General features: G+C 76.3%; 15 protein-coding genes. 2 read left to right on the top strand and 13 right to left on the bottom strand.

Annotated features, from left to right (window positions below):
* Positions 1 to 19: 19 nt before the first annotated feature.
* The 5 genes from pflA to ppdK all read right to left on the bottom strand — a co-directional run bounded on the left by pflA (position 20) and on the right by ppdK (position 7,317).
* Positions 20 to 751, bottom strand: coding sequence for a pyruvate formate-lyase-activating protein (gene pflA, locus Sya03_RS30105; RefSeq protein ID WP_203941846.1), 732 nt, complete (start codon positions 749 to 751; stop codon positions 20 to 22).
* The gene (gene pflB, locus Sya03_RS30100) at positions 751 to 3,009 is read right to left on the bottom strand and encodes a formate C-acetyltransferase (RefSeq protein ID WP_203941845.1); all 2,259 of its coding nucleotides are present in this window, start codon (positions 3,007 to 3,009) and stop codon (positions 751 to 753) included. Before pflB ends, pflA begins: the two co-directional genes overlap by 1 nt.
* A gap of 87 nt (positions 3,010 to 3,096) precedes the next feature.
* The gene (locus tag Sya03_RS30095; RefSeq protein WP_203941844.1) at positions 3,097 to 3,543 is read right to left on the bottom strand and encodes a universal stress protein; all 447 of its coding nucleotides are present in this window, start codon (positions 3,541 to 3,543) and stop codon (positions 3,097 to 3,099) included.
* Positions 3,544 to 3,553: 10 nt separating this feature from the next.
* Positions 3,554 to 4,564 (bottom strand): alcohol dehydrogenase AdhP, encoded by a 1,011-nt coding sequence (gene adhP / locus Sya03_RS30090; protein WP_203941843.1) that lies wholly within the window; start codon positions 4,562 to 4,564, stop codon positions 3,554 to 3,556.
* Positions 4,565 to 4,653: 89 nt separating this feature from the next.
* A complete protein-coding gene (gene ppdK, locus Sya03_RS30085; protein WP_203941842.1) occupies positions 4,654 to 7,317 on the bottom strand; it encodes a pyruvate, phosphate dikinase in 2,664 nt (887 codons plus the stop codon).
* A gap of 244 nt (positions 7,318 to 7,561) precedes the next feature.
* On the opposite strand from ppdK, the gene Sya03_RS30080 reads away from it, so the two are divergent.
* The gene (locus Sya03_RS30080) at positions 7,562 to 8,158 is read left to right on the top strand and encodes a CBS domain-containing protein (RefSeq protein ID WP_239107962.1); all 597 of its coding nucleotides are present in this window, start codon (positions 7,562 to 7,564) and stop codon (positions 8,156 to 8,158) included.
* A gap of 66 nt (positions 8,159 to 8,224) precedes the next feature.
* Complete coding sequence (locus tag Sya03_RS30075) at positions 8,225 to 9,043, top strand: hypothetical protein (protein ID WP_203941840.1); 819 nt, start codon at positions 8,225 to 8,227, stop codon at positions 9,041 to 9,043.
* Here the strand turns inward: Sya03_RS30075 and Sya03_RS30070 are convergent.
* From Sya03_RS30070 to Sya03_RS30035, 8 genes are all read right to left on the bottom strand, one after another.
* Positions 9,032 to 9,616: a GNAT family N-acetyltransferase gene (locus tag Sya03_RS30070; protein WP_203941839.1), complete on the bottom strand. Its 585-nt coding sequence runs from the start codon at positions 9,614 to 9,616 to the stop codon at positions 9,032 to 9,034. The two genes, Sya03_RS30075 and Sya03_RS30070, sit on opposite strands and share 12 nt — an antisense overlap.
* A 61-nt stretch (positions 9,617 to 9,677) precedes the next feature.
* A complete protein-coding gene (locus Sya03_RS30065; protein WP_203941838.1) occupies positions 9,678 to 10,154 on the bottom strand; it encodes a universal stress protein in 477 nt (158 codons plus the stop codon).
* Positions 10,151 to 11,134 carry an Acg family FMN-binding oxidoreductase gene (locus tag Sya03_RS30060; protein WP_203941837.1) on the bottom strand — a complete coding sequence of 328 codons (984 nt, stop codon included), beginning with the start codon at positions 11,132 to 11,134 and terminating at the stop codon, positions 10,151 to 10,153. Before Sya03_RS30060 ends, Sya03_RS30065 begins: the two co-directional genes overlap by 4 nt.
* Before the next feature lie 115 nt (positions 11,135 to 11,249).
* On the bottom strand, positions 11,250 to 12,113 hold the full coding sequence (locus Sya03_RS30055) for a universal stress protein (RefSeq protein ID WP_203941836.1): 864 nt from the start codon (positions 12,111 to 12,113) through the stop codon (positions 11,250 to 11,252).
* Between the two features lie 104 nt (positions 12,114 to 12,217).
* Positions 12,218 to 12,946, bottom strand: coding sequence for a universal stress protein (locus Sya03_RS30050; RefSeq protein ID WP_203941835.1), 729 nt, complete (start codon positions 12,944 to 12,946; stop codon positions 12,218 to 12,220).
* A gap of 5 nt (positions 12,947 to 12,951) precedes the next feature.
* Positions 12,952 to 13,842 (bottom strand): universal stress protein, encoded by an 891-nt coding sequence (locus Sya03_RS30045; RefSeq protein ID WP_203941834.1) that lies wholly within the window; start codon positions 13,840 to 13,842, stop codon positions 12,952 to 12,954.
* Positions 13,839 to 16,397: a cation-translocating P-type ATPase gene (locus tag Sya03_RS30040; protein ID WP_203941833.1), complete on the bottom strand. Its 2,559-nt coding sequence runs from the start codon at positions 16,395 to 16,397 to the stop codon at positions 13,839 to 13,841. The genes Sya03_RS30045 and Sya03_RS30040 overlap by 4 nt, the downstream gene beginning before the upstream one ends.
* A complete protein-coding gene (locus tag Sya03_RS30035) occupies positions 16,394 to 16,603 on the bottom strand; it encodes a DUF1918 domain-containing protein (protein WP_203941832.1) in 210 nt (69 codons plus the stop codon). Before Sya03_RS30035 ends, Sya03_RS30040 begins: the two co-directional genes overlap by 4 nt.
* Positions 16,604 to 16,956: the final 353 nt, after the last annotated feature.

The raw sequence follows: 16,956 nt of genomic DNA, 5'->3' as shown, positions 1-16,956 counted from the left end.
CGGGCCACCGGACCCACGGTCACGTCGTGACGAGGCCCCGGCCGGCGAACTGGCCCCGCACCCGCGCCAGCAGGTCCGCCGACGGCGGATCGGTGTCGGCGCACAGGAACGGCACGCCGAGCTCGCGGTACTTGTGGGCGCCGAGGCGGTGGAACGGCAGCACCTCCACCCGCTGCACCGTGGGCAGCGCGGCGAGGAAATCCGCCATGCCGTCCACCTCGGCGGGGTCGTCGGTCAGGCCGGGCACCAGCACGAACCGGATCCACATCGGCATGCCGCGCTCGGCCAGCCGGCGGGCGAAACGCAGCGTCGGGGCGAGCTCGCCGGTGCGGGTGACCCGGCGGTACGTGGCCGGGTCCCAGCTCTTGAGGTCGAGCAGCACCAGGTCGGTGGCGTCGAGCAGTTCGGGGGTGGCCCGGTCGCCGAGGAAGCCGCTGGTGTCCAGGGCGGTGTGCAGGCCGAGGTCCTTGGCGCCGCGCAGCACCGCCGCGGTGAACGCGGGCTGCTGCAGCGGCTCGCCGCCGCTGACGGTGACGCCGCCGCCGGCGACCTTGATGAAGCGCTCGTACCGGCGGATCTGGAGCAGCAGCTCGTCGTCGGTGGTCGGCGTGCCGTTGCGCTGGTACCAGGTGTCGGGGCTGTGGCAGTACCGGCAGCGCAGCGGGCACCCGGCGAGGAACGCCACGAACCGGGTCCCGGGACCGTCCACGCCGGTGGACAGGTCCCAGGAGTGCACCGCGCCGGCGACCATCACAGCGTCCCGTGGAAGGTGCGGTTGATGACGTCGCGCTGCTGCTCGCGGGTCAGCCGGACGAAGTTCACCGCGTAGCCGGACACCCGGATCGTCAGCTGCGGGTACTTCTCGGGGTGCGCCATGGCGTCCTCGAGGGTGGCCCGGTCGAGCACGTTGACGTTGAGGTGGAAGCCGCCGGCGTCGGTGTAGCCGTCGAGCACTCCGGCCAGGTCGGCGATCTGCTCGGCGCGGGTGTGGCCGAGGCCGTCGGGGGTGACGGTGGTGGTGAGCGAGATGCCGTCGCGGGCGCTGTCGTACGGCAGCTTCGCCACCGACAGCGCCGCGGCGACGAGTCCGTGGGTGTCGCGGCCGTTCATCGGGTTGGCGCCCGGGGCGAACGGCTCGCCGGCGCGCCGCCCGTCGGGGGTGTTGCCGGTGTGCTTGCCGTAGACCACGTTCGACGTGATCGTGAGGACCGACAGGCTGGGCTCGGCGCCGCGGTAGGTCGGCTGCGTCCGCACCCTGTCCATGAAGTCGCGCACCAGCTCGACGGCGATCGCGTCGGCCCGGTCGTCGTTGTTGCCGAAGGCGGGGTAGTCGCCGTCGACGGTGTAGTCGACCGCCAGGCCGGTGGCGTCGCGCAGCACCTTGACCTGGGCGTGCTTCATCGCGGACAGGCTGTCGACGGCCACCGAGAGCCCGGCGATCCCGGTGGCCAGGAAGCGGTGCACCGGGTGGTCGTGCAGCGCCATCTCCAGCCGCTCGTAGGCGTACCTGTCGTGCATGTAGTGGATGACGTTGAGCGCCCGGACGTACGTGCGGGCCAGCCAGTCGAGGGTGGTGCCGAACGCGGCGCGGACGGTGTCGTAGTCGAGCACGTCGTCGGTGATCGGCGCCGTCGGCGGGGCGACCTGCTCGCCGGTGACCTCGTCGCGGCCGCCGTTGATCGCGTACAGCAGCGCCTTGGCGAGGTTGGCGCGGGCGCCGAAGTACTGCATGTCCTTGCCGACGCGCATGGCCGACACGCAGCAGGCGATGGCGGTGTCGTCGGAGTAGGCGGGGCGGATCAGGTCGTCGTTCTCGTACTGGATGGCGCTGGTGTCCAGCGACACCTGCGCGCAGAACCGCTTGAACCCGTCGGGCAGCGCCGGCGACCAGAGCACGGTCAGGTTCGGCTCGGGCGCCGGGCCCAGGTTGTACAGGGTCTGCAGGTACCGGAAGCTGGTGCGGGTGACCAGCGGCCGGCCGTCGGCGCCCATCCCGCCGATGGCCTCGGTGACCCAGGTGGGGTCGCCGGAGAACAGCTCGTCGTACTCCGGGGTGCGCAGGAACCGGATGATCCGCAGCTTGATGACCAGGTCGTCGATCAGCTCCTGGGCGGCCATCTCGGTGAGCCGGCCCTCGGCCAGGTCGCGCTGCAGGTACACGTCGAGGAAGGTGGAGGTGCGGCCCAGCGACATCGCGGCGCCGTTCTGCTCCTTCGTGGCGCCGAGGTAGGCGAAGTACAGCCACTGCACCGCCTCGCGGCCGGTGGCGGCCGGGCCGGAGATGTCGTGGCCGTACGCGGCGGCCATCTCCTTGAGCTCGCCGAGGGCGCGGATCTGCTCGGCCAGCTCCTCCCGGTCGCGGATGACGTCGTCGGTGCACGGCTCGTCGTCCAGGCCCGCCTTGATCGCCAGCCGCTCGGCGATCAGCCGGTCCACGCCGTACAGGGCGACGCGGCGGTAGTCGCCGATGATGCGGCCGCGGCCGTAGGCGTCGGGCAGGCCGGTGATGACGTGCGAGCGGCGGGCGGCGAGCACGTCGGCGGGATAGGCGTCGAACACCCCGGCGTTGTGGGTCTTGCGGTACAGCGTGAAGATGCGCCGCACCTCGGGGTCCATCGCGTAGCCGTACGCCGTCAGGCCCGCCTCGACCATGCGCAGCCCGCCGTTGGGCATGATCGCCCGGCGCAGCGGCGCGTCGGTCTGCAGGCCGACGATCAGCTCGCGGTCCCGGTCGATGTACCCCGGCGCGTGCGCGGTGATGGTCGACGGGGTGCGCGCGTCGACGTCGTACACGCCGCGCCGGCGCTCCTCGGCGAACATGCCGCGCAGCCGCGCCCACAGGTCCATCGTGCGCGTCGTCGGGCCGGTGAGGAAGGCGGCGTCGCCCGCGTACGGCTGGACGTTGTCGTGCACGAAGGCGGCGACGTCGATCCTGTCGCGCCAGCCGCCGCCGCGGAACCCCCGCCACGGGTCGGGCCGGACGGCGGTGCTGGTGTGGTGCTGCGCCATGACTCCTCCTCGATCGTTCCACCCCCAGCCTTCCGGGCGGCGGCCCGCCCGGTCAGGGTCCAAAGACCCGACCGGCCGGGACCTCGATCACCCGGCGGCCGCCAGCTCCCGGGCCGGGATCACGACCACCGGGCAGCGCGCCCTGCGGATGCACGCCGCGGCGGTGGAGCCGGCCAGGGGGTGCCGCAGCGCGCCGTTGCCGTGGCTGCCGAGGACGAGTTCGTCCGCCTCGAACGCGCTCATCGTGAGCACCTCGGCGGCCGGGCCGCGCACGGCTTCCGCGGTGATGGGCTGGGCGGGTCCGATCCGGGCGCGCAGGTTCCGGATCTCCCTGGTGAGCGCGGCGATCGCCGCCCGCTTCGCCTGCGCCGGGGTGGGCGGCAGGCTGCCGTCCTCGTAGCCGCCCGCCTGCCAGGCGATGACGGCGCGGACGACGCCGCCGCGGGCGCGGGCCTCGGCGGCGGCCCAGCGCAGCGCGCGCCGGCCGCCCGCCGAGCCGTCCACTCCGGCGACGACGGTGTACGGGGTGCCCATGGTGACCTCCTCAGGGCCGCAGCACCAGGCGGGCCGGGACCCGGCTCGCCAGCACGTCCTCGATCGCGTCGTTGATGTCGTCGAGCTTGCGGTCCTCGTAGAGCACGGTGGTGCGCCCGGCGGCGTGCAGCCGGAACACCTCGGCCAGGTCGGCGCGGGTGCCCACGATGGACCCGATCACCGAGATGCCCTTGAGCACCGTCTGGAAGATCGGCAGCGCCATCGCGTTGTCCCGGGGCAGGGACACGAGCACCAGCCGGCCGCCGCGGCGCAGGCTCGCGTGGGCCTGCTCGATCACCCGCGGGTCGGCGGCGAGCACGACGGCGACGTCCGCGCCGCCGAGCGCCTCGATCGCCGCGACCGGGTCGGTCTCGGCCGCGTTGACGACGTGCGCGGCGCCCAGCTCGACGGCCAGGGCGAGCTTGTCCCTGGTCACGTCCACGGCGACGGTCTCGCCGCCGAAGATCTGCGCGTACTGCAGGGCCAGGTGCCCCAGGCCGCCGATGCCGAAGATCGCGACCCGGTCGCCGGGCGTGACGCCCGCGACCTTCACGGCCTTGTACGTGGTGACGCCCGCGCAGGTCAGCGGCGCCGCCTCGCCGGGTTCGATGCCGGCCGGCACGCGCACCACGTACCGGGCGTCGGCGACGGCGAACTCGGCGTGGCCGCCGTCGACGCTGTAGCCGGTGTTGCGCTGCGCCTCGCACAGCGTCTCCCACCCGGTGATGCAGTACTCGCAGGTGCCGCACGCGTGGCCCAGCCACGGGATGGCGACCCGGTCGCCGACGGCGTGTTCGGTGACGCCCCCGCCGACCTGCTCCACGATGCCGACGCCCTCGTGGCCGGGGATGAACGGCGGGACCGGCTTGACCGGCCAGTCGCCGCGGGCGGCGTGGATGTCGGTGTGGCACAGCCCGCTGGCCTCGATCCGCACGAGCACCTCGCCCGGCTGCGGCCGGGGCGTGTGCACCTCCCGCATCTCGAGCGGCTGGCCGAAGCTCAGCACCACGGCTGCTCGCATGGCTCTCTCCTTCCTCGATGTCCTCCGCCCCAGCCTCTGCCGGACGGGCACCGCCCGGCAGAGGCGCAGGTCAGCGATGATCGGGACGTTCAGCGGCTGTCGCCCGAGCCGTCCCCCTCGTCGAGGGCGGCCCGGCCGGCCTCGAGCCGGGCCACCGGCACCCGGAACGGCGAGCAGGACACGTAGTCCAGCCCGGCGGCGTGGAAGAACCCGATCGAGTCCGGGTCGCCGCCGTGCTCGCCGCAGACGCCGACGGTCAGCCCCGGCCGGGCCGCCCGGCCCTCCTCGACGGCCAGCGCCACCAGGCGCCCGACCCCGTCCACGTCGAGCGTCTCGAACGGCGACCGGGCGAAGACGCCCAGCTCCAGGTACCGGGAGAAGAACGCGGCCTCCACGTCGTCGCGGGAGAATCCCCACGTCATCTGCGTGAGGTCGTTGGTGCCGAACGAGAAGAACTCCGCGTCCCGGGCGATCTCGCCGGCCGTCAGCGCCGCCCGCGGCACCTCGATCATGGTGCCGATCCGGATCGGGGGAGCGCCCTCGACCCCGGCGAGCACCGCCTCCGCCTCGGTCCGGACGGTCCGCAGCTCCACGTCGGCGCCGACCAGCGGCACCATCACCTCCGGTCGCGGGTCGCCGCCGGCGCGCACCCGCGCGGCGGCCGCCTCGGCGATCGCCCGCACCTGCATCGCGAACAGCCCGGGCACGACCAGGCCCAGCCGGACGCCGCGCAGGCCCAGCATCGGGTTCTGCTCGTGCAGGCGGCGCACCGCGGCCAGCAGCACACCGTCGCGGCCGGGTTGGTCGCCGCGCGCCTCGGCCGTCGCCACCCGGGCGGTCAGCTCCTCCAGGGCGGGCAGGAACTCGTGCAGCGGCGGGTCGATCAGCCGGATCGTCACCGGCAGACCGTCCATCGCGGCCAGGATCTCCTCGAAGTCGGCCCGCTGCAGCGGTTGCAGCGCGGCCAGGGCGGCGTCGCGCTCGGCGTCGCCGTCGGCCAGGATCAGCCGCTCGACCAGGGCGCGCCGGTCGCCCAGGAACATGTGCTCGGTGCGGCACAGCCCGATGCCCGTGGCGCCGAACCGGCGGGCCCGGGCGGCGTCGGCGCCGGTGTCCGCGTTGGCGTGCACACCGAGCCGCCGGGCCGCGTCGGCGTGAGCGAGCAGCCGGTGCACGGCGGCCACGACCGGGGTGTCGTCCGCGCCGATCTCACCCTCCAGGTACCGGACCACCTCGGACGGGCGCACCGGCACCTCACCGGGGTAGATCCGGCCGGTGGTGCCGTCGATGGAGAGCACGTCGCCGGCGCGCAGGACGGTGTCGCCCACGGTGATCCGGTCCTCGCCGACGACGACGTCGGACGCGCCGCAGACGCACGGCTTGCCCATGCCGCGGGCGACGACGGCGGCGTGCGACGTCTTGCCGCCCCGGCTGGTCAGCACCCCGCGGGCGGCGATCATGCCGGGCAGGTCGTCGGGGTTCGTCTCCCGGCGGACCAGGATCACCGGTCCCGTCGCGGCGGCCGCGGCGGCGGAGTCGAGCACGATGCGCCCCACCGCGGCGCCCGGCGACGCGGCGAGCCCCGACGCCAGCGGCGGCGGCGCCGCGGCGGTGTCGAACGCGGGGAACATCAGGTGCGCCAGCTGGTCGCCGGAGACCCGGCGCAGCGCCTCGTCCAGGGTGATCACGCCCTCGTCGGCGAGCTGGGCGGCGATGACGAACGCGGCGCCCGGGGTGCGCTTGCCGACGCGGGTCTGCAGCATCCACAGCTTGCCGCGCTCGATGGTGAACTCGATGTCGCACAGGTCCCGGTAGTGCTGTTCCAGCTTCTCCATGTGCGCCATGAGCTGGGTGTAGGCGGGCCGGTTGAGCGTGGCCAGCTCGGCGAGGCCCATCGTGTCGCGGATGCCCGCCACCACGTCCTCGCCCTGGGCGTCGGGCAGGTAGTCGCCGTACACCCCGCGCCGCCCCGTCGCCGGGTCGCGGGTGAACGCCACCCCGGTGCCCGAGTCGGCGCCGCGGTTGCCGAACACCATCGCCATCACGTTGACGGCGGTGCCCAGCTCGTGCGGGATGCGCTCCTGGGTGCGGTAGACGCGGGCCCGCTCGGAGTTCCACGACCGGAACACCGCGGCGATCGCCAGGAACAGCTGCTCGTGCGGGGACTGGGGGAAGTCGCGGCCCGTGTGGGCATGGAAGACCTTCTTGTAGGCCTCGACGAGGTGGCGCAGCTGCTCCGCGGCCAGCCCGGTGTCGGCAATGACCCCGGCCGCGGCCTTGGCGGCGTCCAGCTCGGCCTCGAAGTCACGCGGGGGCACGTCGCACACGGTGCGGCCGAACATCTGGATCAGCCGCCGGTACGAGTCCCACGCGAACCGGTCGTCGCCGCTCTGCGCGGCGAGCCCCGCGACGCTCGCGTCGGTCAGGCCGATGTCGAGGATCGTCTCCATCATCCCGGGCATGGAGTACTTGCCGCCCGAGCGCACCGACAGCAGCAGGGGGTCGTGCCGGTCGCCGAGCCGCTTGCCCATCCGGGCCTCGACCATCTGCAGGTGCTCCTCGACCTCGGCGAACAGGCCGTCCGGGACCGACCCGGTGCGCAGGTACGCGCGGCACGCATCCGTGGTGATGGTGAAGCCGGGCGGTACGGGCAGGCCGATCCGGGTCATCTCGGCGAGGTTGGCGCCCTTGCCGCCGAGCAGGTCCTTGAGGTCCTTGTTGCCCTCGATGAAGTCGTAGACGTACCTGCCCATGGCCGGCCTCCCAGGTCGCGGAATCGCTTCTGACTCCGGGGTACCAGCGGCCGGGCCGGCGGCTGTAGGGCCGACGGTCACGCGGGACCGGGCCGAACGGGGGCCGGGCCGGAGCCGGACGGCCCCCGGGGGCCGGCGGGACCGCCGACGCGGGACCAACGGCCCTGCCCGGCGCCTCCGTGCGCGCCGACCATAGGAGACAGTCGAGCGGCAACGGAGGTGCGTCATGCGGGCGAAGGACATCATGAGCAGTCCGGTCCACGTCATCTGGCAGGACGCCCCGGTGGAGAGCGCCGCCGAGCTGCTCACCGCGCACCGGGTGACCGCCCTGCCGGTGGTCGACGCCGACGGCCTGCTCGTCGGCATGGTCGGCGAGAGCGACCTGTTGTGGCATCGCGTGCCGGCCGACCCCACGATCCACATGCGCCGGCATCCCGACGCCGACGGCGGCGACCGCCCCGGCATGGTGTCCGACGTGATGTCGCCGTACCCCCTGACGACCACGCCGGAGGCCGACGTCGCCGAGGTGGCCGAGATCATGCTGGAGAACGACGTCCGCAGCGTCCCGGTGATCCAGGACCGCAACGTCATCGGCATCGTCAGCCGGCGCGACATCCTGCGGGCCATGGTGCGCGACGACGAGACGCTCACCCACGAGGTGCAGCACCGGCTCGACGCCTACGCCGACGGCGCCCGCCGCTGGGCGGCCGCGGTCGACGCCGGGGTCGTGACCGTGTCCGGCCGCTACCTGGACGAGACGGAACGCGGGGTCATCGCGGTGCTGGCACGCACGGTGCCGGGCGTCTGCGCCGTCCACCTGGAGACCGTCGCCACGACGTGACACACCCGGACCTCGCCGCGCTCCTGACGGCGCGGCGGCGTCCACGCGCGCCTGAGGAGGTGCCGGATGAGTCAGCGCCCTGCCCCCGTGCTGGTGGCGATCGAGCGACCGGCCTGGTGCCCGCAGCTCGACCTGGCCATCGAGGAGGCGTCCCGGGCCCGGGCCGGCCTCCGGATCGTGCACCGCTGCGCCGATCCGGCGAGGGCCGCGCGCGCCCGGCGGCGGCTGGCGACCGTGCTGCGGCGCGCCGCCGCCCGCCACCCCGGGGGCCCGGTCGAGGCCGGTGTCGTCCTGGGCCCCGCCTCCGCTCTGCGTCGCGGGGCCGCCGACGCCGGCCTGGTGGTACTCGGCCAGGACACCCGCCGCCGGGCGCCGCACCGGATCGTGGCCGACCTGGTGGCGCACGTCCCGGGGCCCGTGCTGGTCGGCCGCGCGGCCGCCGCGCCGGCGCCGGCGCGGGTGATCGTCGCGCTGGCCGGGGCGGGGGATCACGAACCCGCCGTGCGGGCGGCGTTCCGCGCCGCCGAGCGGCGGCATCAGCCGCTGCTGGCGCTGTTCGCCGGGCCCGCCGGGGCCGGGCCGGACGGCGAACCGCGCCGGCTCGTCGAGCGCTGGGCGGAGCGGTACCCGGCCGTCCCGGTGGAGCTGGTGGTGCGGCGGTCGGTCGACGCCGCGGTCGTCGTGTCCGCGGCCACCCACACCGCCGGTCTGGTCGTCGTGCGGGCGGAGCGGGACCACTGGGCCGGCAGCCTCGGGCAGGCGCTGGTGGTCCGGGCCGCCTGCCCGGTGCTGCTGGTGGGTGACCCGGCGCCCGCCCGCCCCGGCGCGGCGTCGACGGCGCCGACGGCGTCGTCGGCATCGTCAGCGGCGTCGTCAGCGGCCTGAGACCCAGCCGCGCCGGCGCGGCACGGCGCGGGCCGGTGGAGCGGCCGACGGTTCCGGCCGCCCCGGCGCCGAGGTGGGAACCTCCACCGTCACGATCCCCGACTCGATCGAGGTCCGGGCGCCCGGGGGCAGGTGGCCGGCCATCGACAGCATGGCGCTGTTGCCGCCGAGCACGTCGCCGGTCAGCTCGACGACGCCGTCACGGCGCGCGGCGGCGGCGAGCTGCTCGAGCAGCAGGGCCCCGATGCCGCGGCCGTGGTGGCGCTCGTCCACGAACACCGAGAAGTCGGCGCGCCGCCACCCGCACCGCTCGTAGGACCCGACACCGACCAGCTCGCCGGCCAGGTCCGCCACCACCGTGTGCCGCCCGGGGGCACGGGCGCGGCAGATCCGGCGGGCGTCGGCCTCGATCTCGGGACGGCTCGGCAGGGACGGGAAACGGGACCGCAGGTTCGCCGTGGAGGCGCGGTCGTACAGGTGCCGGACGGCGGGCAGGTCCGCCGGGACCGCCGGACGCAGCCGGATGGCCGCCCCGTCCGTCGTGCGGGTGTCCACGGGTTCGTCATGGTTCACGACGGCCTCCCTGTCGTCCGGCGTGGGGGCCGGGCCCGTCCGGTCCGGCCCCTCCGCGCCGTCACCGCTGCGCCAGTGCCTCCGTCGTCAGGTCGACGGGCTGCGGGGCCGGCACCGGGATGACGACGACCGGGCAGGTGGCGCGGCGGACGCACTCCTCGCTGACCGAGCCCAGCACGGTGTGCCGCAGGTGGCTGTGCCCGTGGCTGCCGAGCACGAGCAGGCTCGCCGACTGCGCGGCGCGGCTGAGGACGTCGGCCGGGCGGCCCCGGATCGCCTCGACGGCCACCGGCGGCAGTCCCTCCGAGCGCCGGAGCAGCGCGTCCACGTCGTTCTGCGCCACCCGGCGGGCGTGCTCCTCGGCGTCGGCGGCGCTGACGGCGAGGACGGGGCCGATCTCGACGCCGTCCCAGTGCCACGCGATGACGGCCTGAACGGCGCCGTCACGGGCGGCGGCCTCGCGCACCGCCCACTCGAGAGCGCGGCGGCCGCCGTCGGATCCGTCGATGCCGACGACGACGAGGTAGCTGGTGGTCATGACTGTTCTCCTTCCGGACGGGGTGGGGCGGCGAGCGCATCGTCGACGGGCCGGCGGGGCGTCGGACTGCCGGGCTGGCCGTAGCCGATGCGCACGAGCATCTGGGGGGCGCCGTAGGTGCGCAGCGCCAGGCGCAGCTTCTCGCGGGTGGCCGGCACCTCGATCGGCTGCGAGATCATCGAGGTGGCCAGGCCGCTCGCGGTGGCGGTCAGCAGCAACCGCTGCAGCGCCTGGCCCGCCACCAGGCGATCGACCGGTGAGTCGCCAGCCGTGCCGAGGACCGCCACCAGGGGTTCGGGCTCGTAGTCGCGGCCCGGCGCGCGTACCCGGCCGCCGTATCCGCGCTGGGGGAGCAGGTCGTGCGGTTCGGCGACGGGTCCCGCCGCTCGCACCGGCACGCCGTCCGGCGCGTCGTCCGTCCGGGCCCACTCCGACAGCTCGGCCTGGTAGCGGGCGTCGCGCCGGAGCACCCGATCGGCGGCGTCGACGATCTGCACCACGCCGCTGAGCGCGGTCATGCCGACGAGCAGCTCCACCCATGCGCCCTCGGCCCGGGCGGCCGCCGCCAGGGCGGCGCGGGCATCCGCCGGGACCGGGGTGGGCCAGAACGGGCGCCGGTTGCTGTGCCGGCGGGGCACGGCCGCGTAGAGGCTCTCCTCGGCGTAGGTCGCCGGGCGTGGCGGGCCGGGCCGCAGCCGGGCCATCAGGCCGGGCTCCGTGCGGTCCGGGCGCAGGGTCGTCTCCGCGGGGACGCCGGCGGCCGCGAGCGCGAGCCGGGCGTTGAGGACGGCGGCGCCGCAGGCGATGTGTGCCGCCCAGCCGTCCGGGTCCGTCGCCCGCAGGGTCCGGGCCGGGTCGAGCAGCACCTCGATCGCCCCGGCGTGCAGCCGGAACAGCCACGGCTGGCTGTTGTGCAGGGACGGCGCGCGGATCCCCGCCGCCGCGGCCTGGTGCAGCTGGTTCGGGTCGTAGCCGGTCATGGCGCTGCCGCCCCCTCCGCCGGCTCGGGCGCCCGGCAGCCGGCGATCGTCCGTCGGGCGGTGATCGTCATGGTGTCCTCCTCACGTCCGCGGGGGCGCGCCCCGCGCACGGTGGTCAGCCGCGGGCGACGAGCACCGGGCAGTCGGCGTGGTGCAGGACCTGAGAGGTCACCGACCCGAGCACGGTGCCGGTGACGACGCCGAAACCGCGGTCCCCGACGACCACGAGCCGGGCGGTGTGCGAGACGCCGACCAGCACGCGCGCCGCGTCGTGCTTCGTGACCAGCGCCTCGACGGGCACCTGCGGGTACTTGCCACGCCACGGCCGGAGCTGGTCCTCCAGCGCGGCCCGCTCCTCCGCCTCCCGCTCGGCCGGGTCGTAGACCAGCGGCGGCATGTCGGGGCCCCAGGGCGGGACCGGCGGCGTGTACGCGCGGACGGCGACGAGCTCGGCGCCGCGGGAGGCGGCCGCGGCGAAGGCCAGCTCCACCGCGTCGGCTCCGGCCTGCGAGCCGTCGGCGCCGACGACGACCGGGCCGTCCTCGTCCGCGGCGCGGCCGCGGACGACCACGACCGGGCAGGTGGCGTGGACGGCGATGCGGTGCCCGACGGAGCCCAGCAGGAGACTGGCGAAGCCGCCCCGGCCCCGGCTGCCCACCACGAGCAGGCGGGCCCGCGCGGACGCGTCGAGGATCACCCGCACCGGGGCGCCGATGTCGGCCGTGTGGCGCACGGGCAGGCCCGGGTCGACCGCGTGGGCGGTCAGCAGGGCGTCGGCGAGGACCTGCTCGGCCGCGGCGTCGGCCATGGACTGGAACTCCCGGGCGCCGTCGAAGCGGGCGCCGGGCCAGTCCCACTCGTAGGCGTGCACGACGTGCAGCACGCTGCTCGTGCGGTGCGCCTCCCGCGCGGCCCAGGCCACGGCAGCGGTGCCCGGCTCGGAGCCGTCGGTGGCGACGACGATCTCATTGGTGGTCATCGGTGCCTCCCGTACTCGTGTCCGACTTCAGCCTCCGCCGGATCGCGCCGGGGCGGCAGGGCACACCGGGCCCCCGTCAGGGGGCACAAAGACCCGGGGGCCCGTCAGCCGGGGTCGTCCCGCGCCGGCAGGATCGCCAGGGGGCATCGGGTGCGGCCGAGCAGGGCGCCGGCCGTCTCGCCGAGGTCGCCGTGGCGGTCCGCCGACCGGCTGCGCGCGCCGACGACCAGCAGGGCCGCCGTGCGGCTCAGCTCGTCCAGGGCGTGCGCCGGCAGGCGGTCGTGGACGATCTGCCGCTCCGGCGGCGGGCCGGCCGGGCGCCCGCTCTCGTGCAGGACGCCGGCGAGCAGCCGGTCGGCGTCGGAGATCCGGTCGTGCCGGCCCAGCCTGCGCCCCTGCGGGGAGCCGGTTTCGGCCCAGACGTGCACGACCCGCAGCACGCTCCCGCGCCGCGCGGCCTCCGCCGAGGCGTACCACGTCAGTGCGGCGGCGTTGGCGTCGTCGTCCAGGGCGAGCAGCACCGGCCCGGTGCCCGGGCCGTCCGGCCGGCCGGGGCCGTAGACGAGCACCGGGCACGTCTCGTGGTCGGCGCCGCCGTCCGCACCGGGCGGAAGATGCGCGCCGACCACGATCAGCCCGCCCTGCCGTGGCCGCCCTGTCAGCGCGTCGTCCGGGTCGCCGTCGACGGCGAGATACGCCGCGAGGCGCCGGTCGCCGCGGTTGCGGAGTGCCCGCAGCACCGCGGCGGCCGTCGCGTTGGGAGCGGTCGGATGCGGCGCCGCCGAGCGGGTGACCGGGTGCCGCGTTCCCCTGTCGATCGCCGGGGTGACCATGCCGCTCACCGCCCGCCGGCCGGGCCGCGGGCCACCATCACCGGGCAGGCGGCATGGTGGATGACGTACTGGCTGACCGAGCCGAGGAGCAGCCCGGCGAACGCGCCCCGGCCGTGCGCGCCGACCACCACCAGCTGCGCCGCGCGGCTGCGGTCCACCAGCAGGCGGCCGGGCGCGCCGTGGGCGAGCTCCGGGCGGGCATCGAGGCGGGGGCGGCGCTCCGCCAGCCCGGCCAGCGCCTCGACCAGGATGCCGCGCCCCGCGTCCTCGATGATCGAGGGGTCGTAGACCAGGGGGAGCGGGTCGCCCGGGCCGGCGGAGACGGGGTGCAGCCAGGCGTGCAGCACCACCAGCTCGGCGCCCCGGCGCTCCGCCTCGGCGGCGGCGCACTCGAGCGCGGCCGCCGACGCGGGGGACCCGTCGACGCCCACGACCACCGGGCCTTCGGTGCGCCGCTCGCCGCGCACGACGAGCACCGGGCAGGCCGCGTGCGCCACGCAGTGCACGGCGACCGAGCCGAGGACGAGGCTGCCGAAGCCGCCGAGCCCGCGATCGCCCAGCACGAGCAGGTCCGCGTCCCAGCTGTCGTGCAGCAGCACGGGCACCGCGGACCCGTCGACGACCGCCGTCTCGACGGGCACCTCCGGCGCCGCCTTGTGCGCCTCGTCCGCGGCCTCCGCGAGCACCGACTCGGCGGCGTGCCGCAGCTCCGTGACGGACGGCCGGATCGCGCCGGGCGGCACGGCCACCCGCACCGTCGGCCAGATGAAGGCGTGCACGATGCGCAGCGGGCGGCGCCACAGCGCCGCCTCCGCGGCCGCCGTCCGGACCGCCTCCAGGCTGCACTCGGATCCGTCGGCGCCGACCAGGATCGGCAGGCCCTTCGTCGTCGTCATGACACACCTCCACGATCGTGCGCGGGCGGCCGGCCGGGCCGCTCGGCCCACCGGCGGGACAGCAGGAGCCCGGCTCCCGGCAGGACGGAGACGGCGGCGCAGGCCGCCAGCTGACCGGCGGTCAGCGGGTCGGTGCCGAGCAGGTCGCGCAGCGGCGGCAGCAGCACCCCGGCGACCTGCAGCACCGCCGACAGGGCGACGGCGCCGAGCAGGGCGCGGTTGCCGCGCGTGCCCGGGGCGCGGCGGGCCCGCACCGCCAGCGCCACCCCGAGCTGCGCCAGGCCCAGGACGACGAACACCACCGACTGCCAGGGCCAGCCGAACCGGTCGGCCAGCACGCCCGCGCCGAGCACCGTCGCCGCGATGACCAGCCCGCCGGTCAGGACCGCCCGGAGCAGGCCGTCGCCGAGCACCGACTCCTGCGGCGAGCGCGGCGGGCGGCGCATGACGCCCGGCTCGGCCGGCTCGGCGCCCAGCGCGACCCCCGGCAGCCCGTGCGTGAGCAGGTTGACCCAGAGGATCTGCGCGGGCAGCAGCGGCACGGTGAGCCCGAGGAACGGCCCGGCCAGCATGACGAGGATCTCGGCCGCGCCGCCTGACAGCCCGTACCGCAGGAACCGGCGGATGTTGTCGTAGATCCGGCGTCCCTCGTGGACGGCGTGCCCGACGGTGGCCAGGTTGTCGTCGACCAGCACCAGGTCGGCGGCCTGCCGCGCGACCTCGGTCCCGCCGCCCATGGCGACCCCGATGTCGGCGCGGCGCAGCGCGGGCGCGTCGTTGACGCCGTCGCCGGTCATGGCGACGACGTGGCCGCGGGCCTGCAGGGCCGCGACGATGTCGAGCTTCTGCTCCGGCTGGATGCGGGCGAAGACGCGGGCGTGCTCGCCGGCGGCCCCGGCGCCGGTGACCACCTCGCCGTCCGGGCCGAGGATGCCGAGCCGGTCGCCGATGGCGGCGGCCGTGGCGGGGTGGTCGCCGGTGATGAGCAGCAGCCGGATGCCGGCGTCGGCGAACCCCGCGGCCGTGTCCGTGGCGCCGGCGCGCAGCGGGTCGCCGATGCCGACCAGCCCGAGGGGCCGCAGCCCGCCCGGCGCGGCCGGGTCCGGCCGGTCGGCGACGACTTCGGCGGCCACCGCGAGTACGCGCAGGCCCTGCCCGGCGAGGTCGGCGGCCGCCGCGCGCAGCCGCCGCGCCGCCGGGTCGTCCCCGGTCACGGCCGGGGTGAGGACGCTCTCCGGGGCGCCCTTGCACACCACCAGGTGGCCGTCCGGGTGGGCGTGCACCGTGGTCATGCGGCGGTGCGCCTGGTCGAACGGGTGCTCGGCGAGGCGGGGGTGCGCCGCGCGGCCGGCGGCGGCGGACAGCCCGCAGCGGCCGGCGAACGCCACCAGCGCCGCCTCCAGCGGGTCGCCGACCGGCGTCCACTCCGGGCGGTCCTCGCCGGGCGGCGTGAGGGTGGCGTCGTTGCACAGCAGCCCGGCGAGGGCCAGCTCGCGCAGCGCGTCCGGGGCCGGCACAGGCCGCCCGTCGCGGCGCACCTCGCCGTCCGGCGCGTAGCCGGCGCCGCCGAGGTCGTAACGGGTGCCGTCGGCCGTCACCGCCCGCTGGACCGACATGCGTCCCTCGGTGAGGGTGCCCGTCTTGTCGGACGCGATGACGGTGACCGAGCCGAGCGTCTCGACCGCGTGCAGCCGGCGCGGAATGGCCCGCGCCTGGGCCATCCGGCGCGCCCCCAGGGCCAGCGCCAGCGTGACCACCGCGGGCAGCGACTCCGGCACCGCCGCCACCACCAGGCTGACGGCCGTCACGGCCATCTCCACGATGCCGCGCCCGGCCGCCAGGCCGACGGCGAACACCAGCGCCGACAGGGCGACGGCGGTCACGCCGAGGCCACGGCCCAGCGCGCTCAGGCGGCGCTGCAACGGTGTGGGGCCCGGCCGGGTGCCGGCCACCAGGGCGGCGATCCGGCCGAGTGCGCTGGCCGCGCCCGTGCGCACCACCACGCCCGAGGCGCGCCCGACCACGACCACGGTGCCGGCGCGGGCCTCGTCGCCGGCGGTGTGGTCCACCGGCACGGACTCGCCGGTCAGGGCGGCCTCGTCGAACCGGGCGCGGAACGCGTCGGACAGGATCAGGTCCGCCGGCACGACGTCGCCGGCCTCCACCCGCACCAGGTCGCCGGGCACCAGCCCGGCGGCGGGCAGCACGAGGTCGGCGCCGTCGCGCACCACCCGCGCCGTCGGCGCGGCCAGCCGGTCGAGGGCGGCGATGGCCCGGTCGGCGCGGACCTCCTGCACCACGCCGATGACGGTGTTCACGGTGACCACGAGGGCGATGACCGCGGTGTCGGTCAGGTCGCCCAGCACGGTGGTCACCACGGCGGCGGCCAGCAGCAGCGCCACGAGCGGGTCGGTGAGCTGGTGCAGGACGCGGGCGGGCAGCCGCCGGGGCCGCGGCGGCGCGACGGCGTTGGGCCCGTGCTCCCGCAGCAGGCGCGCCGCCTCCGCCGAGCTCAGGCCGGCCGGCCGGCTCGGGGCGGTGCGGGCGGTCGTCACGGCTGCACGCGCCCGGGCGCCGTGGCCGGTTCGACGTGCGCCTCCGGGCCGGGGAAGACCAGTGCCACGTGCCCGTCGTCCAGCCAGCGCACCTCGTACGGCGGGGTGCCGTCCTCGTGGCGCAGGCCGGTGATGACGCCGACGCGGCGGGCGTCGCCGAGGTGGATTCCCTTCAGGACCAGACGGTCGCCGACGTGCGCCTTCATGGTGACCTCCAGAGCCGTGTCGTCACTCGGCGGTTCGGCGCCCGCCGGTGTCACGGCCCCGGGTCCCGGCCGGTCCCGTCTTGGCGACGGTGGGTCTCGTGGCTCTGCGGCCACCGTCCGATGTCCGGGCCGGTCCCGTCGTGCCGTGGCATCCGGCGGGCGTCGAGGTCAGCATCGCCGCCCGCCGGTGGGCGGCGACAGGGCCGTTGGTCCCCCACCGCGATGCCCGCAGCCTCTGCCCCGCCTCGCCGGGGCGGCGCAGGCTCGGATCCGGGAGGCCCGCCGCCGGGCCGGGCCCGGCGGCCACGAACGTGGTCTCGCGGTCAGCCCGTACGTGGCACGACAGGCGCCCG

The sequence above is a fragment of the Spirilliplanes yamanashiensis genome (assembly GCF_016863475.1).
Lineage (GTDB): Bacteria > Actinomycetota > Actinomycetes > Mycobacteriales > Micromonosporaceae > Spirilliplanes > Spirilliplanes yamanashiensis.
This window is presented reverse-complemented; position numbering and strand designations above follow the sequence as displayed.

Bases quoted from the DNA above. Each gene is read 5' to 3' on its own strand.
- pflA (WP_203941846.1), bottom strand. From the start codon at position 751: ATGGTCGCCGGCGCGGTGCACTCCTGGGACCTGTCCACCGGCGTGGAC.
- pflB (WP_203941845.1), bottom strand. From the start codon at position 3,009: ATGGCGCAGCACCACACCAGCACCGCCGTCCGGCCCGACCCGTGGCGG.
- Sya03_RS30095 (WP_203941844.1), bottom strand. From the start codon at position 3,543: ATGGGCACCCCGTACACCGTCGTCGCCGGAGTGGACGGCTCGGCGGGC.
- adhP (WP_203941843.1), bottom strand. From the start codon at position 4,564: ATGCGAGCAGCCGTGGTGCTGAGCTTCGGCCAGCCGCTCGAGATGCGG.
- ppdK (WP_203941842.1), bottom strand. From the start codon at position 7,317: ATGGGCAGGTACGTCTACGACTTCATCGAGGGCAACAAGGACCTCAAG.
- Sya03_RS30080 (WP_239107962.1), top strand. From the start codon at position 7,562: ATGAGCAGTCCGGTCCACGTCATCTGGCAGGACGCCCCGGTGGAGAGC.
- Sya03_RS30075 (WP_203941840.1), top strand. From the start codon at position 8,225: ATGAGTCAGCGCCCTGCCCCCGTGCTGGTGGCGATCGAGCGACCGGCC.
- Sya03_RS30065 (WP_203941838.1), bottom strand. From the start codon at position 10,154: ATGACCACCAGCTACCTCGTCGTCGTCGGCATCGACGGATCCGACGGC.
- Sya03_RS30060 (WP_203941837.1), bottom strand. From the start codon at position 11,134: ATGACCGGCTACGACCCGAACCAGCTGCACCAGGCCGCGGCGGCGGGG.
- Sya03_RS30055 (WP_203941836.1), bottom strand. From the start codon at position 12,113: ATGACCACCAATGAGATCGTCGTCGCCACCGACGGCTCCGAGCCGGGC.
- Sya03_RS30050 (WP_203941835.1), bottom strand. From the start codon at position 12,946: ATGGTCACCCCGGCGATCGACAGGGGAACGCGGCACCCGGTCACCCGC.
- Sya03_RS30045 (WP_203941834.1), bottom strand. From the start codon at position 13,842: ATGACGACGACGAAGGGCCTGCCGATCCTGGTCGGCGCCGACGGATCC.
- Sya03_RS30035 (WP_203941832.1), bottom strand. From the start codon at position 16,603: ATGAAGGCGCACGTCGGCGACCGTCTGGTCCTGAAGGGAATCCACCTC.